Annotated in this window: 13 protein-coding genes; 8 read left to right on the forward strand and 5 right to left on the reverse strand. The window is 44.7% G+C overall.

Annotated features, from left to right (window positions below; genetic code table 11):
• The first annotated feature begins 141 nt into the window (after positions 1-141).
• The 4 genes from AC3CIA_RS06450 (at position 142) to AC3CIA_RS06465 (ending at position 2837) form a co-directional block, all read left to right on the forward strand.
• Positions 142-498 (forward strand): antibiotic biosynthesis monooxygenase family protein, encoded by a 357-nt coding sequence (locus AC3CIA_RS06450; RefSeq protein WP_171312024.1) that lies wholly within the window; start codon positions 142-144, stop codon positions 496-498.
• A gap of 16 nt (positions 499-514) precedes the next feature.
• A complete protein-coding gene (locus tag AC3CIA_RS06455) occupies positions 515-1210 on the forward strand; it encodes a hypothetical protein (RefSeq protein WP_488518720.1) in 696 nt (231 codons plus the stop codon).
• Positions 1211-1650: 440 nt separating this feature from the next.
• Entirely contained in the window at positions 1651-2397 is a 747-nt protein-coding gene (locus AC3CIA_RS06460; RefSeq protein ID WP_488518876.1) for a winged helix-turn-helix domain-containing protein, read from the forward strand.
• A 2-nt stretch (positions 2398-2399) separates the two neighbouring features.
• The gene (locus tag AC3CIA_RS06465) at positions 2400-2837 is read left to right on the forward strand and encodes a hypothetical protein (protein WP_017077881.1); all 438 of its coding nucleotides are present in this window, start codon (positions 2400-2402) and stop codon (positions 2835-2837) included.
• Positions 2838-2870: 33 nt separating this feature from the next.
• On the opposite strand, the gene AC3CIA_RS06470 is transcribed toward AC3CIA_RS06465, so the two are convergent.
• The 3 genes from AC3CIA_RS06470 to AC3CIA_RS06480 all read right to left on the reverse strand — a co-directional run bounded on the left by AC3CIA_RS06470 (position 2871) and on the right by AC3CIA_RS06480 (position 6039).
• The gene (locus AC3CIA_RS06470) at positions 2871-3320 is read right to left on the reverse strand and encodes a TerB family tellurite resistance protein (RefSeq protein ID WP_372243794.1); all 450 of its coding nucleotides are present in this window, start codon (positions 3318-3320) and stop codon (positions 2871-2873) included.
• Positions 3321-3467: 147 nt separating this feature from the next.
• Positions 3468-5543 (reverse strand): metallophosphoesterase family protein, encoded by a 2076-nt coding sequence (locus tag AC3CIA_RS06475; protein WP_488518721.1) that lies wholly within the window; start codon positions 5541-5543, stop codon positions 3468-3470.
• Positions 5536-6039: a VC1380 family protein gene (locus AC3CIA_RS06480; protein WP_488518722.1), complete on the reverse strand. Its 504-nt coding sequence runs from the start codon at positions 6037-6039 to the stop codon at positions 5536-5538. Before AC3CIA_RS06480 ends, AC3CIA_RS06475 begins: the two co-directional genes overlap by 8 nt.
• Positions 6040-6174: 135 nt before the next feature.
• Here AC3CIA_RS06480 and AC3CIA_RS06485 point away from each other — a divergent pair, with 135 nt between their 5' ends.
• From AC3CIA_RS06485 to AC3CIA_RS06495, 3 genes are all read left to right on the forward strand, one after another.
• Positions 6175-7488, forward strand: coding sequence for a MipA/OmpV family protein (locus tag AC3CIA_RS06485; protein ID WP_488518723.1), 1314 nt, complete (start codon positions 6175-6177; stop codon positions 7486-7488).
• 198 nt (positions 7489-7686) lie between these two features.
• On the forward strand, positions 7687-11784 hold the full coding sequence (gene hrpA / locus AC3CIA_RS06490) for an ATP-dependent RNA helicase HrpA (RefSeq protein ID WP_488518724.1): 4098 nt from the start codon (positions 7687-7689) through the stop codon (positions 11782-11784).
• 142 nt (positions 11785-11926) lie between these two features.
• Positions 11927-12421: an outer membrane beta-barrel protein gene (locus tag AC3CIA_RS06495; RefSeq protein ID WP_114633312.1), complete on the forward strand. Its 495-nt coding sequence runs from the start codon at positions 11927-11929 to the stop codon at positions 12419-12421.
• A 151-nt stretch (positions 12422-12572) separates the two neighbouring features.
• Here AC3CIA_RS06495 and AC3CIA_RS06500 read toward each other — a convergent pair whose 3' ends face one another.
• Both AC3CIA_RS06500 and AC3CIA_RS06505 read right to left on the reverse strand, forming a co-directional pair.
• A complete protein-coding gene (locus AC3CIA_RS06500) occupies positions 12573-13346 on the reverse strand; it encodes a hypothetical protein (RefSeq protein ID WP_488518877.1) in 774 nt (257 codons plus the stop codon).
• Positions 13267-14040 (reverse strand): hypothetical protein, encoded by a 774-nt coding sequence (locus AC3CIA_RS06505; RefSeq protein ID WP_004734757.1) that lies wholly within the window; start codon positions 14038-14040, stop codon positions 13267-13269. The genes AC3CIA_RS06500 and AC3CIA_RS06505 overlap by 80 nt, the downstream gene beginning before the upstream one ends.
• Positions 14041-14593: 553 nt before the next feature.
• On the opposite strand from AC3CIA_RS06505, the gene AC3CIA_RS06510 reads away from it, so the two are divergent.
• Positions 14594-15379 carry a TetR/AcrR family transcriptional regulator gene (locus AC3CIA_RS06510; protein WP_017074568.1) on the forward strand — a complete coding sequence of 262 codons (786 nt, stop codon included), beginning with the start codon at positions 14594-14596 and terminating at the stop codon, positions 15377-15379.
• Positions 15380-15481: the final 102 nt, after the last annotated feature.

Consider the following 15481-nt stretch of genomic DNA (forward strand, 5'->3'; position numbering starts at 1 on the left):
GAATGGCTACATCGCTTATTTTACGAGTGAATAATATTCGTTTGAAATTTAGCTTTTTAATTAATATTAAATCGCAGGTTTCGACCTTGATTGGATAGAGCTAGGTGGTAGCGTTAGCTCACCCAAAACAAGGAGAATAGGATGAAGAACATTATTAAGTATGGATTGGCACTGGGGGCGCTAAGCGTAAGTGCGTTGGTCTCGGCACAACCCGTTGTATTGATAAACACTTTTTCAGTCGAGCCAGTCCATGAAGCCGCTACGTTAACGTATTGGGAAGATGCGCGAGACGTATTGGTGAAGCAACCAGGATATATCTCTACCAAATTGCACCGCTCTTTAAGCTCGGATGCGACATACCGTTTTATTAATGTTGCAGAGTGGGAAAGCAAAAAGCATTTCCATGATGCGATACAGGCGATGAGAAAAGAATTACCACCTTTAACAATTGAAGGGGTTTCTGCTGACCCTAACTTGTATGAAATTATTCGCGACTAATTAGGAAGCCACCACAATGAAAACAACTCTAGGAACCTTTTTAGCTATTTTTAGCTTTCTATTTTCAGCTATTCTTTTTTCAACCCATGCCCATGCAGCGGCATACGGCGTGTCAGTCGCTTGGAAAACCGATGACGCCCAAGCCGTATTTGAAGCAATGCCTCATCAGAAAAAAGCATTTGCCAACCTGATTGATGCGGGCTTGGTCCATGATATGTTCGTATCACAAAGCTTTATTGGGGATAAAAAGTTTCCGATGATTAAGTTTGTGATTGAAGCGGACAGTGAGCAGCACGTTAGAGACTTGATTGGTAACTTACCATTCCAATTTAAAGAGCTTGTAGAGGTGACTGAAATCCGAGACATCGGTAATAAGTGGTTAAACACGGACGTCGCTTTCACAAACTACGCAGTAGAACTCGCTTGGAAAGAGCCTGAGAATCAATTCATTGTCGATGAGGTTATTAGCAAAGATTTACAAATGGTTGTCGATTGGAGTGCTCAAGGTGTGATTACGTCTGCTTATTTAAAACATCAAGAAATAGCAGAAGAGAAGCCAAACCAAAAAGCGATGATCAGGCCTGTCTATTCAATGGCAATATTGGCTAAAAACGAAGAGCAAGCGCGCGAAATTGCCAATCAGTTGAATGCAGTAAAGTTAGGCTTCGCTGAAGTTATGGTCAGTGAACTTGGATTCAAACTGGAACTCTAATTTCACTAGAACAGAATTGTGACCTCGTTTTCAGATTGCGTGACGACGAGGTTTTAATATAGGGCATGACCAGTTTAGAGTTAAACCTTGGCTATGTTCAAAGGTGAGTTAGTTTACGTGACTGACTCACCTTGTTGTTATTTTATATTGTTACTCACTGAGCTTATATTGTTACTCGCTGAGCTTATATTTGGCTTAATTATTGGCTAAACTTGTCACTACTCTTTTCTATGTATGGTTTGCTATTAGTTCGACCAAACAAACACTTTTTTGATGACCTTTTTATTTATGAACACCTCGCCGAAATGAACGCCAATAGCCAAGAAAAAATCACCTTAGACGCTTCGGGCATCGAGTTGATTAATAACACACTCATTGATTCGGAATCTGGTAAGCGGGTCACCTTATCCCCCTCAGAAGCTCTGATCCTTGAGCATCTAGTGAAGAACAGCCCAAAAGCCGTTGGTCGAGACTTTTTACTTGAGCATTGCTGGCCGGGCAGGGTTGTGACGGGCAGTTCACTTAATGTCGCGGTTAAGAACATTCGCACTGCATTAAATTCGTTTGAGTGTGATTGCAAAATCTTAACGGTTCAAAAGGAAGGGTACAGCTTCAATGGTTTGAAACAGGTAGGTAGTTATTTATCGATGCCAACATCTACCGCTGAAGCGCATGTTGAAGCTGCGTTTTCAGAGAAAGCCGCCATCGTTTCAGAGAAAAACATCATCGTTTCAGAGAAAGGTACCATCGTCGATGAATTGACATCAGCGACACCGTTTAAGCCTTCAGGCATGAACCAACAAGCTGGGCAATCAAAGCAACAGGATCCACAATCACGTCAGTTCAAGGCGAAGCACTTTATCGCTCGTCACCAATCTCGTATTGCCGGAATTGTAGTCAGCGCGCTTCTTCTCATGCTGTTTTATCAGTTTGCTTTTTTTATAGATAAGAGTGCCTACCGAGGTATGGATGTTTATCACGACAGTTTGAATTTTGATGAAGCCGTCATAAAAGAGCTGGATGCCGTGTCAGAGCTCGGTGTTGATTCGCTCTATCTGCATCGCATTGGCGTTGGGTGTCAAAATATCCAAGCCGTCGCCTTGATAAATGGACATTGGAAAGAGATAAGCCATCAGTTTAAAACTGTCTCTTGCGAAGGCGACAATAACAATGAGCGAGGGCAATAAGTATGAATCGTAAGTTTTGGATGCCTATCTTATTGACGCTTTTTGTGATTCTAAATGTAGGCTTAATCTCTGGGCTCGCAACCAAAAGTACCTATCGATTTTCTGCGGAATACCCGATGGTCGGTTGGGAGAGAATCTCGCTCCGATTGGAAAATGGTCGAGTCAAAATGCAGTACATTGGCTATGACATGGATGGGAATGTCGCTCAAACTAAGCAGATGTTTGGTGTGTTCTTGCGCTGGGGGAATCATTACTACCTTTATCAATTAGACCAGGATCAGGCTCAAGATAAGCAGACATTCAATATCAAGCACTTATACATTCAACAAACGCAAGGCAAGCGCAGTGTGTTGGTATCAAATCAGCGTGGCCTTTATGTCACTAAGAAGGGCACGCCGTTAGAGCTCAAAGGCATCATGCATGGCGATCGCTTACGCTAATACAGAGGCTTAATGCTAGTAGAGAGCCTTTGGTTAGCTTTTACCGAGTACGTTCAGCTTAGTCTTGATAAAGTCACTGTGGTCAACGTAGAGCAGCTCTGCTGTTTTACGGATCACAGAGTCTTCGATAGGGTCAATTTCTCCGTCGGCATGCGCCACTTCCCACATCGCTTTGATTAAGTCGATTCGCACTGGCTGAGACAGGTCTCTGAGTTGCGATGTAAAGTCATACAGCGAGACTGATTGCTCTACTTTTGGTTCTGCTTGCGCTAGCAGTACTTTTGCTTGCTCTTCATCTAAACCCAGCAAACGTTGCAGGAGCTGTAGCTTAGCGACTCTTTCTGATTCATTGATCTGATGGTCGGCTCCCGCGACTTCACACAATAAACTCGCAATGGCGACATTAGGTGATGCGCCTTGGTTTTTGCTTAGGTCCTGGCCTTCAATCAATTGTTTAAACATTGATGTGAGAGAATTGAACATAACGAGCTCCAGTTAAAATTTGTATCGGGTTCCGTAACGCTGATAGCTATCAACTATAATTACAACTATTGGGTCTACAGAGTGTGATCGCAAGCGTCTTTACTGAAAACTGACATTACGGATAGGCGAGCGATAAGGAGCACTTTATCAATCTGGCTCTGGGAAACGGGTAATTTTACCATCACCACTGAGTGTCGTGATCGACTGTGGTTTACCATCCCCATCTAGCCTTAATTCCCCAATCGCACTGCGGTTTGAAAGGCGATAGAAGGTCTGATTATCAGGGCTTCGCTTTTCTATCTTCAAGCGCTTACGCTTGGTGAAATAGTTCAAAACTGAGCGAGGGCTGTATAATAGGCGGTCCCACACATCGCAGAATTTAAGCAGTGAAGCAGGGAACTGATTTTTAATGCCACTGCAGGTAATTTGATAGATGTTCGGGCTGTTGCGACGATACCTAAGCTTGATGTCATAAGCGAAGGAGTAGTGAACGTCACCAGACAGTACCACGAAGTTGGTCGGTGTTTTGGTATGGGTGAAGATACTGATCAGCGTATTGGCACTGCCCGGATGTGCCATCCAGTTTTCAGCGTCAATCACTAATGGCTTGCCGATTGTGGTCGCCATCTTTTGCAGTGTTTCAATAAACTTCACGCCAAACATCGGTGCAGCAGAAACGATCACTACTTTATCTTGATGTAATAACTGGTGCTGAAACTCAATCAAGGCTTCCCAGTCCATTAAACCTGAAGGTTTATTCATGCGCGACTCGGAACGCCAACGACGTGTTCGAGTATCCAACACAATGACTTTGGGTGAGGTATCTATTGTGTAATGCCACTCTTCAAAGCGACTTAACATCTCAATGAAGGCTTGATGCTTGTCTGGCTCGATATTGCTAACAGAGTGAGTAGTATTGCTATCATCGGCTTCATTATGCGCTTGTTTAGTAATGCGCGGTTGATCGACAAAAAGCTGTTTTGCTTGCTCGATAAACGTTTCGTCGAAACTCTCCGGTTTGTTACCCCAACCCTGACACATCCAGTAGGCCGCGAGGCCGTTACCAATGACTTGAGTTGCGAACTGGTTTTGGTCGACGGCATGTTCCCAGCCTACGGTAAGGTTCCAATCATCAGTCACATCGTGATCGTCGAAGATCATGTACGTTGGAATATGCGCGAACAGACGTTGCACTTGCGGCAAGCCAGCAATGAAATCATCCATGATGACGTTTTCATCACGCCACTGTTGCTGCTCTGTCGGTGTTAATTGGCGTCCACCTTGCGTGAAGTTATTCTCAATCAAACGCTCTCGATTGACGCATTGCCACAGTGTCGGAGACCAAACCAACAAGTACATCGCGATAAACTCAGACAGCGTGACCAAGTGGTTCTCACAATCGGTCGAGCTAAAGATAGGAATCCCGCGTTTAGGGAATAGCTTATCGAGCAGCGAATCCGAAGTGTTGTGGTGTGGCAGTAGGTGATGGCGCTGATAGAGGTGATACTCACTGTTATACAGCGCGTCACTGCTGTTGATTTGCTTAATTTGCGAGTCAGTCGGTAAGCTCTCACCAACAAGGCCAAGCAGTTGAATCACTTGCTGAATAGCATCAAGTGTTGGGCCTGCCACATGATCAGCGTAGATCTGATCGCCGCTCATCATCAGCATGTCGGGTCTTTCAGCGACGGTTTGCTCGGCTACCTTGTTATCAGCCGCGACTAGGCTGTCTTTGCTTGGGTGATGAGGGTTACGGCAAGAGCCATGAAGAATGTAATCAGCCGATGTAGATATTTTAAACTCAACGCGAGATTTACCGTTGTAAACAAGGTGAGGGGCGAGCTCTTTTAGTGAACCTGACTCTGTGTGAATGTCATATTCAAGAGGCGTATTAGTCGGGAATTCACCTTGTAAGCGAATTAGCGTTACCCACGCATGCGTACCGATTTGAATCGAATCATGCTCTTCAAGCGATGAGGTGTAAAACGGTTGGTCTTGTTTTGGTTCTGAATGCTCTTTTTCGTTCGAAAAGCCTGTTTCTCGACTATGCTCAGTTTCACGAATATAAATATCAGCCCGGCCAACAAGAGGCGAGCTGGTGGCTAACCAAAGTACCACTTCAGTTGCGGTGGTTTTTCTTAAAATCGGACCTGCAAGCAAAAAGGGAAGTGGAGATGTCGTCGAGCGTTTCAATGCGGTTCCTAAATCGGTGGAGTTAGTCATCGAGTTTGGTTATTTCGAGTTCTTTTGTTTCGATCTCGGTGTTTTCAAGCTCTTTGGTTGCGAGTTCAGTGCTTTCGAGATGGGCTATTTCGAATTCGACTGCTTCAAGCTCTGTCGTTTCAGCTTTTGCTGTTTCCTGCTCTGCCATCTCAGCTTCAGTTGTTTCAAGAACTTCGATAACTTCCGAGCTAGAAAGTTCATGACCCATTAGAAATATTGCCAATAGGGCATCGGCTTTGGTCTTGGTATCGGAAGGCTCGTCTAACAACAGTTCGAGCTTTTCTCGAATCATAGCAATCTCGTGCTCAACAAAGCCACGGCCTTCTTCATCCCCTTGATTGTCTTCAGGGGCATTATCGAATTCAAGAAATAGCATGTCGCCGTCTAGGTTGGTATCCACCAAACGCTCAGGCAGCCATGCCTCACCCACAACAATATCTGGATCGGAATCTTTGGGTAACTGATCTATAATGTTTTGTAATTCGGAGACTTTCACAATACTTTCATTTAACCGAGAATATTCTACATTGTAACGGTCAATGCCGATCTAACCTAAAAATAGTTAGCCATCATGGTTAATAAATGTCTATTCAGTAACACAATATTTATTACAAAGAGTAATTACATAAGAATGAAGCTCAAATATTTACCGACTCTCACTTCAACTGGAGTGGCTTTACTAAGTAGCGCTTTCCTAAGTGCTAATGCGTGGGCTGCTGAAGAACAAGAGTGGGGCATCGCTGCAATGTTCCGTACTGCAAGCATCCCTTATGACACGTCTGGTGGTGACCAATCGGTTAACTCATTCGTACCGATGCTGTTTTTCAAGAACGACTATGTGTTCATTGATGGTACCGAGATGGGTGCTTATCTTTATCAAACAGATGACGAAAAATGGTCTTTTAATGCTATTTCTCGCATGCGTTTTATTGATATCCCAGCTTCTGAGCAGAACGCAATTGAAGGCGATACTGCGGACTTCGGTGCTCAACTGACCTACCAACTTGATGGTCCTTGGTCTGTCGAGACGGAATTAATGAGCGACAGTGAATTCAACCTCCACGGTAACTTACGTGCGAAAGCCAAGTATGAAACCGGAGATTGGGAGTTTTACCCGAGCGCGACGCTACGTTATAAAAGTGCTGACTTCAACAGTGAATATTACTCAGCGTCTAATGAAACCATTGGTGCAGGTGTAGATCTGAATGTCGGTGTTGAAGCGCGTTACCATGTGGTTTCGAATTTATACTTATTGGGGTCAACCAGTGTGACTCGATTAGACGATAATGCCTACGATTCGTCGATAGTCGAAGACCGCTATCAAGGTGAGTTGTACCTTGGCTTTGGTTTCTTTAACGACAAAGAGAAAGCGCCGAAACCTAAGCTGAGCAATGCGCCGTATTTACGTGTCGCACACGGCTGGGCTACGCCATCCAATATTGGCGACATCATGAAGTTCAATAGAGAGAAAGACGAATACAACAACCAGTTGACCTCGTTCTTCTATGGCCACCCGTTAACCGATGAGATCTTCGGCTTTCCATTGGACATCTACCTAACGCCAGGTATCGCGCATCATTGGAGTTCAGAGGTTCAATCAAGCAGCACTGAATACATCATCGCAATCAAAGCGTACTACACCTTTGATTGGCCAACTCAGTGGCGTGTTGGTGTGGCAGAGGGTATGTCTTACATCGATTCGATTACCTATATCGAAGGCTCTGAGATGGACCGTAAAGGTTACACAGCAAGCCATCTGTTGAATTACTTAGACTTCTCATTCGATGTAAACGTCGGCGACTTGATTGGTAAGAATGACTTGAACAATTTATGGTTCGGTTACTCATTGCATCACCGTTCTGCAATCTTTGAAAATGCCTCTCAGTTTGGGCGTATCAAAGGCGGCAGTAACTACAACACGGTTTACTTCCAGTACGAGTTCTAAGTGCAGTTTGTAACGGTGGCTTTTAGCCGTAGTTTACAAAGAACGACTTACACTTGACCTTGCTTTCATAGCTTCTGCTAGTGTTAGCGTGAATAATCAGCCTGATAGCGAAAGGTTTTCCCTTTGTTGTCAGGCTTTTTTGTTTGAGACTTGTGATATAATCGCGCGAGTTTAATAAGTACAAGAATAGGACACGCTTTGACTTCGTCTCCGGAAAAAGCAGACAACAACAAGAATGCAGCACAGCCGAGTTCTCCAAAGAACGAAGCGAAATCGAACAAACCTGCATCGAACCGACCTGCTAAGCAACTAAAAGCTAAACAGCCAAAAGCTAATCAACTAAAAGCTACACCTGCTGATCATTCAGCAGCCCATACTAAAACATCTCAGAATAGCCCAGCTTCTCTTCGTAAAGCGCTCAACGAATGTATGATGCGCGATCGCTTCCGTCTGAGTAAGCGAATTGCTGGTGCGAGTAGAATTAAAAACGAACAATCCAAGAACGTTGTCTTCGATGAGATTGCGTTAGACATTGCCAAGTCTATGATGACGGCAAATCAGCGTGCCTCGCACAAACCAACTATCGAATACCCAGAGATTCTTCCTGTTAGCCAAAAGCGCGATGATATTGCGAAAGCCATTGCTGAAAACCAAGTGGTTATCGTAGCGGGTGAAACGGGTTCGGGTAAAACCACTCAGTTACCAAAGATTTGTTCTGAGCTTGGCCGTGGCCGCATGGGCTTAATTGGCCACACTCAGCCTCGTCGTCTTGCGGCACGTTCAGTTGCCAACCGCATTGCGGAAGAGATGGAAACACAGTTGGGTGATTTTGTTGGTTATAAGGTTCGTTTTAACGACCAAATATCTGATAACACGCAAATCAAATTGATGACCGACGGTATTCTACTGGCGGAAATTCAGCATGACCGCTTCTTAAGCCAATACGACACCATCATTATCGATGAAGCCCACGAACGTAGCCTGAACATTGACTTCATCATGGGTTACTTGAGAGAGCTTCTGCCAAAGCGTCCTGATCTTAAAGTTATCATTACATCAGCGACCATCGATCCTGAGCGTTTCTCGAAGCACTTTAACAATGCGCCGATTATTGAAGTATCAGGTCGTACTTACCCAGTTGATACACGTTACCGCCCACTAGGTGGTGATGAAAGTGATTCAGATCGTGACCAAATCGAAGGTATATTTGAAGCGGTAGATGAGCTGTGTGATGAAGGGCAAGGCGATATCTTGATCTTCATGAACGGTGAACGTGAAATTCGTGACACTGCCGATTCTTTAAGTAAACGTAACCTGCGTGATACTGAGATTGTTCCGCTGTACGCGCGTCTATCGGCGGGTGAGCAGAACCGTATCTTCCAGTCTCACACTGGTCGACGCATCGTTCTGGCGACCAACGTGGCAGAAACCTCGTTAACCGTTCCGGGCATCAAGTATGTCATCGACCCGGGTACGGCGCGTATTAGTCGTTACAGTTACCGTACTAAGGTACAACGCCTACCGATCGAGCCAGTGTCTCAAGCGAGTGCTAACCAGCGTAAAGGCCGTTGTGGTCGTGTTGCTGAAGGTATCTGTATTCGTCTGTACTCTGAGGAAGATTTCGAATCACGCCCAGAGTTTACTGACCCAGAGATTCTTCGTACTAACCTAGCATCGGTTATCCTTCAGATGACTGCGCTAGGCTTAGGCGACATTCAAGCATTCCCGTTTGTTGAAGCGCCAGATAAACGTAACATTCAAGATGGTGTAAGGCTGCTTGAAGAGTTGGGTGCGATCGCGACAGTCGAACCGTCTGCGAACAAAAACAAGAATCATGGCGACGACAAGAAGAAGCTAACCGCGATTGGTCGCAAGCTCGCTAAGCTGCCGATTGATCCACGTTTAGCGCGTATGGTGATTGAAGCGCCAAGCAACCGCTGTCTGCACGAAGTGATGGTGATTGCTTCTGCGTTGTCTATTCAGGATCCGCGTGAGCGCCCATCAGACAAACAACAATCGTCTGACGATAAGCACAAACGCTTCTTCGATAAAGAGTCAGATTTCATCACGTTTGTGAACCTTTGGGATTACGTTAAGCAGCAACAAAAAGAGCTGTCGAGTAACCAGTTCCGCAAACAGTGTAAGCAAGATTACCTGAACTATTTACGTATCCGTGAATGGCAAGATGTGTATTTCCAAATTCACCAAGCGATGCGTGAATTGGATACCAAGCTGAATACAGAACCGGGCAGTTACGACGGCATTCACATGTCTTTGTTATCTGGCTTGCTTTCGCACATCGGTATGAAAGACCAAGAGAAGAATGAATATCAAGGTGCTCGTAATGCGCGCTTCCATATCTTCCCTGCGTCTGGCTTATTTAAGAAACAGCCTAAGTGGATTATGTCTGCTGAGCTGGTGGAAACCTCAAAACTTTGGGGTCGTGTTATCGCCAAGATTCAGCCTGAATGGATTGAACCACTAGCAAAACACCTGATTAAGCGCAGCTACAGCGAACCACATTGGTCGAAGAAGCAAGCGGCAGTAATGGCACACGAAAAAGTGATGCTTTACGGAATCCCAATCATCCCGAAACGTTTAGTGAACTACGGTGCGATTGATGCCACTGTCAGCCGTGAATTGTTCGTGCGCAGCGCTTTGGTTGAAGGTGAGTGGGAAACCAAACATGCCTTCTTCAAGCAGAACCGTAAGCTACTGCAAGAAGTAGAAGAGCTAGAACATAAATCGCGTCGTCGTGACATCTTGATCGATGATGATGAACTGTTCGACTTTTATGACCAACGTGTTGGCGAAGAGGCTGTTTCAGGCCGTCACTTCGATACATGGTGGAAGCAAACCAGCCAGAAAACACCAGAGCTGCTTAACTTCGAAAAGTCGATGCTGTTCCGCGGTGATGCAAGCCACGTTACTGACTTGGATTATCCGAACTTCTGGCACCAAAATGGTATCAAGCTGAAGCTGAGCTACCAATTTGAGCCGGGCGACGACAACGATGGTGTAACGGTCCATATCCCGCTGCCTATCTTGAACCAGATTGACCAAAACGGTTTTGATTGGCAGATCCCAGGCCTACGTCAGGAACTGGTAATTAGCCTAATCAAGTCGTTACCTAAAACGCTACGCCGTAACTTTGTGCCTGCGCCAAACTACGCTGATGCGTTCTTGGCTCGTGTGACACCACTTGAAGCACCGTTGTTGGATTCTCTTGAAAAAGAGCTGCGCCGCATGACAGGTGTGGAAGTAGTACGTGATGACTGGAAGTTAGACCAGATTCCAGAGCACTTGAAGGTAACATTCCGCGCTGTAGATCATCGCAAGCGTAAGCTTAAAGAACAGAAAGACTTGCATGAATTGAAAGAGAGCCTAAAAGACAAGGTTCAAGAAACGCTTTCTAAAGTGGCAGACGATGACATCGAACAGCAAAACCTGCATACGTGGAGCTTTGGTGAGTTACCAAAAGTCTACCAACAGAAGCGTGGCGGCTACGATGTTAAAGCCTTCCCAGCGCTGGTGGATTCTAAAGACAGCGTAGAGATCAAATTGTTCGAAACCGAGCAAGAGCAGATCTCGGCAATGAAATCGGGTCAGCGTCGTTTAATCCTGTTGAACGTGCCATCGCCGATCAAATATTTGCACTCTAACTTGCCGAACAAATCTAAGCTTGGCTTGTATTTCAACCCATACGGACAGGTACTCGATCTTATCGATGACTGTATCGCTTGTGGTATTGATAAGCTGATTGAAGAGAAGGGCGGTTTAGTTTGGGAGCCAGAGCAGTTTGAAGCACTGAAAGAACACGTACGTGCTGAGCTTGGTGACAGCGTAGTTGAGATTGCTCAACAGGTTGAAACTATCTTAACCACGGCATTCAGCATCAGTAAGAAGCTCAAAGGACGTGTCGATCTTTCAATGGCATTCGCACTTTCTGACATAAAAGCTCAGGTAGAAGGTTTGATTTTTAAGGGGTTTGCCACAGAATGTGGGTGGAAACGCCTGCCGGATATTCTACGCTATATGAGAGCGATTGAACGCCGCATGGAAAAACTGCCGATTGACCCGAACAAAGATCGCTTGCATATGATCAAAGTTGAGTCAGTAATGAATGATTACAAAGAGCTGCTGAATAAAATCCCAAAAGGGATCGCGGTTCCTGAAAATGTAAAAGAGGTGCGTTGGATGGTAGAAGAGCTTCGTGTAAGCTTTTTCGCACAGCAGCTCGGAACGCCTTACCCAGTATCAGATAAGCGTGTTAAAAACGCGATTGATGCTTGCTAAGGAATAAAGCTAGACGCAATAGCAAGGTTTAGGTATAAATCTTGCTTATTGCATTACTAATTGAATAGTTATTACATACAGGGCGACTTGGTGGCAATTTATTACCACTCAAGGCCTGCCACTAGGACGAAAAAGGTCGAATATGAAAAAAACGTTATTAGCACTAGTATTGCTAGGTGCATCTTCAACAGCAATGGCTGATTCATGGTTATACGGTGGTGTTATGGGTGGTCAAAACTCATTTGCTGGTGAAGATGAAACGGCGATGGGCATCCACGTAGGTACAGGTATCCTTCCACTAATCGGTGTTGAAGCGGGTTACTGGGATCTTGGTTCTTTCGACAACGTTAGCTACGGTAACCGTGCTAAACAAGGTGTTGACGTAAGTACTGCTTACCTAGCAATCAAACCAAGTATCGACTTCGGTCCTCTTCACGTATATGCGAAGGGTGGTCTTCACTCTTACGAAGTGAAAGGCGATAGCTTCAAACAAGACGACGTTGATATCATGTACGGTGTAGGCGCTGAATACTTCATCTTTGGCCCACTATCTGTAGGCGCTAGCTACCAAAACTTCAAAATGAAAGATGACGACTCTGGCGTATTTACGCTAAACGCAACTATTCACCTACTGTAATTAATCAGTAAGGCGATCGTAAATAACGGTCGGATAGTCGTTAAAGAGTTCGTAAGAATTCAATAAAAAATGCCAGCTTGATAGCTGGCATTTTTGTATCTGTAGAATAGTAATGTCGCTGACTTAAGCGGTATAAGTTAAGCGAGCAGCGCTATTTCTTACTGTTTAGAATCTTCTGAATTCTTGGGTTAATCGCTTTGCCGTGTTGGCTCTCATACTCTTCGCGTTTCAAGTCGTTTAGGTTCTTCACTGAGTTAGCGGCAAGCAGGAACTGCGGCAATTCTGTTTCCAGCATACCTTTCTCATCTAAACGCTTTGCTTCCAAGTAGTATTTCTTAAACAGGCCATCGAGCTTGTTTTCAGCCGTGCGCTTCAAGTCGTACAGTTTGTTTTGGATAAGCCATTTTTCAATGTTGTTAACAGCTGCGCGCGACAACACACGAATACGGCTATCAAGCAGCTCTTCTTCAGTCAAAGAATCTTTAAGGATCCAAAGCTCACCCATTTGCGGAGGCCAACTGTTGCCAAGTTGAATACGCTCATGGCAGTGCATTAGCACACGGTTAAGGCCGTCTGAGTCAACAGAGTGGGCAAACTCAAGAAACTTACCGCTCGGTTCACTACCGTATTGGTATTCCCACTGAGTTTCGTACACGCTCAAGAAAGAACCGAACACATGGATACACCAATCGGTTAGCTCAAGCTCTGCTGGATCTTGATCAACAACAGGCACTTGTGGAGACGCACCAGAGCCCGCAGCGTTTGGTGTCGCTACTTTTACTTCTGTACTTTGTGCTTCAATCACTTCAGGTACGGTAGCGTCAGGTACAACAGGTGAAGCTGGCTCAGAAGGTTGGCTTTTTGCCTTTTTGAATGAGCTGCTGCCTGAAGCGTTCAGATGGGCTAAGCTTTTGTCTATACCCATTTCCTTGAGCTTGTCCTGCATTTCCTGAATATTGAGAGGTCTTCTGCTGTTGTTGTCTTTCATTTTGCTTCTCGTTAACTAGCCAGTACTGCAGCTTGGATTCAATCCGAGATAATGGCATTAATTCATTGGCTTTGGCTTTATACCAGAGGACAAATTTCTTCCATACTAAACTATGGTCACCGGTCAAACCGGAGAATTTAAACGCACGTTCTGCCCATGATGGTATCTCTTCTTCGTTGAGATCATGAGTAGAGACGGTGTTGCTGTTCATTGAGCCTCGACCTTGTGGGCGAGGGGCCTGCTGCATGTGTTGCATTGGTGCCGGAGCAGGCTGAAACTTAGGTGCAGGTGCAGGTGCAGGTGCAGTAGAGTAGACCGGAATACTATTGGTCGGTTGAACCTCAACGTGCGCCGTAGCTTGCTCTTGCTCAATGAGCATTTTGAAAACGTGAATCTCTTTCTTATCTCGATAGTCTACTTTCACCTTATCGAGGAAACCTTGGTCGACTAAACACTTAAGGCAGTCGGCTAAACCAAACGTAGAGAGAGCACAAAGCTGACCTGCCGTTTGCAGGCACACATTGGTGTAACCGAATTCATCAGCACCATCTGCAAGCATCAATAAAACCAGCTTTTCCGCTGGGCTAGAAGTATTCACTTGCCAAGCTAAATAAGAATATTTGGCGCTCAATATCGTGTTCTCAAAAAAGGTAAGTCGTTGTCACTATTGTAAGTCACCCCTTACCGAATTTATAGCAACTTAACAGAAAACGACATTAGTAAGCCAAATATTGACCATAAGGAGAGGTCTGCCCCAAAAAGTAAGCCTACACTCATTCATTCTAGGTCAGAAGGTGGCTAAAGATGGGGTTTACGCGCGCATTTTTCGGGTCTGATTCTGCACCAAGACTTAAAATAACGTGGTCTATTAACGTTAAGAATGAGCTTCTCACCTTTCGTGTTGTCCCATGAAAGCGCCTATCTTCTCTCTCTAGTGACTGCTGATGATTTCTCTATCTACTTACTGACATATTTATCCATCCATTCATAAGTTGTATTTAATTTATAAAACACCTTGATATGATCAATATTTGCGCTATTATGACGATAAGTCAGAAATGACGAAGCGTCATAAAATGGTTAACTACATGAATTTACTATTCGTGTTAATATATTGGACAGGAGCGTTTTAAATGCTGATTAAGCTTAGGTAATAGCTAAGCTCAAATACGGACTGAAAAATTATGTTTGGCTTTGGTTGTAAAGGCGATAAACAAAGTATCTTTGGTTGCAAGGCGGTGCTGTCTAAGAAGCAGCAATCCATAGCCGACCGAGAAGTAGAATTGATGTTGTTAGCAAAAGATCTGGTTCGAGAACAAGGGTTCGGAAACCTCACGATGGATAGGCTAACGGCGGCAAGCTCTTATTCTAAAGGTACGATATACAATCACTTTTGCAGCAAAGAAGACGTGGTTTTAGCGTTATGTATTCATTCTCTTAAGTCTGAGGCACTGTTGTTTGCTCGTTCTGGAGAGTTTGAAGGCAACTCACGCGAAAAGATTGTCGCATTGCACGTTGCGTACCGAGTTTATGCTCGTATGGAACCGGTATTATCAACTTGCGCGATTATGGCGAAAAGCCCATGGGTACTAGAGAAAGCCTCCAGTGCACGCGTGGCCGAGATGAATCAATTAGAAGAAATCGTTATCGAACAAGCGGATCTGCTCGTCAATCAAGCAGTAGAAGCCGGTGACCTAAAGTTCTCTTCTGGCGTGGGTTCAGATGCCATCGTATTCGCCAACTGGTCAATCGCATTTGGTTCAAATGCTTTGTCTCAGAATGCTTCAAACAGTCATTGTATCAAGCGGTTACAAGACCCGTATTCAGTATTACATAACGCGAACATGATTTTAGACGGCCTCAACTGGCAGCCCCTTTCGAGTGATTGGGATTACCGTAAAACCTGGCGCCGTGTAGAACAAGAACTGTTCAGTGAAGAAGTCGCTTACTTAGAGTCAGTAGGTCGATAAGCTTCAACTAAACCCACCTATGTGGGTTTATTAATAACCATTAGTGACGATTCGTCATAAACTTAAGTTTAGCCTAGTGTAGTTTTGGTTTTCTTGAATATA

This window comes from Vibrio sp. QJM3NY_27, from assembly GCF_057785955.1.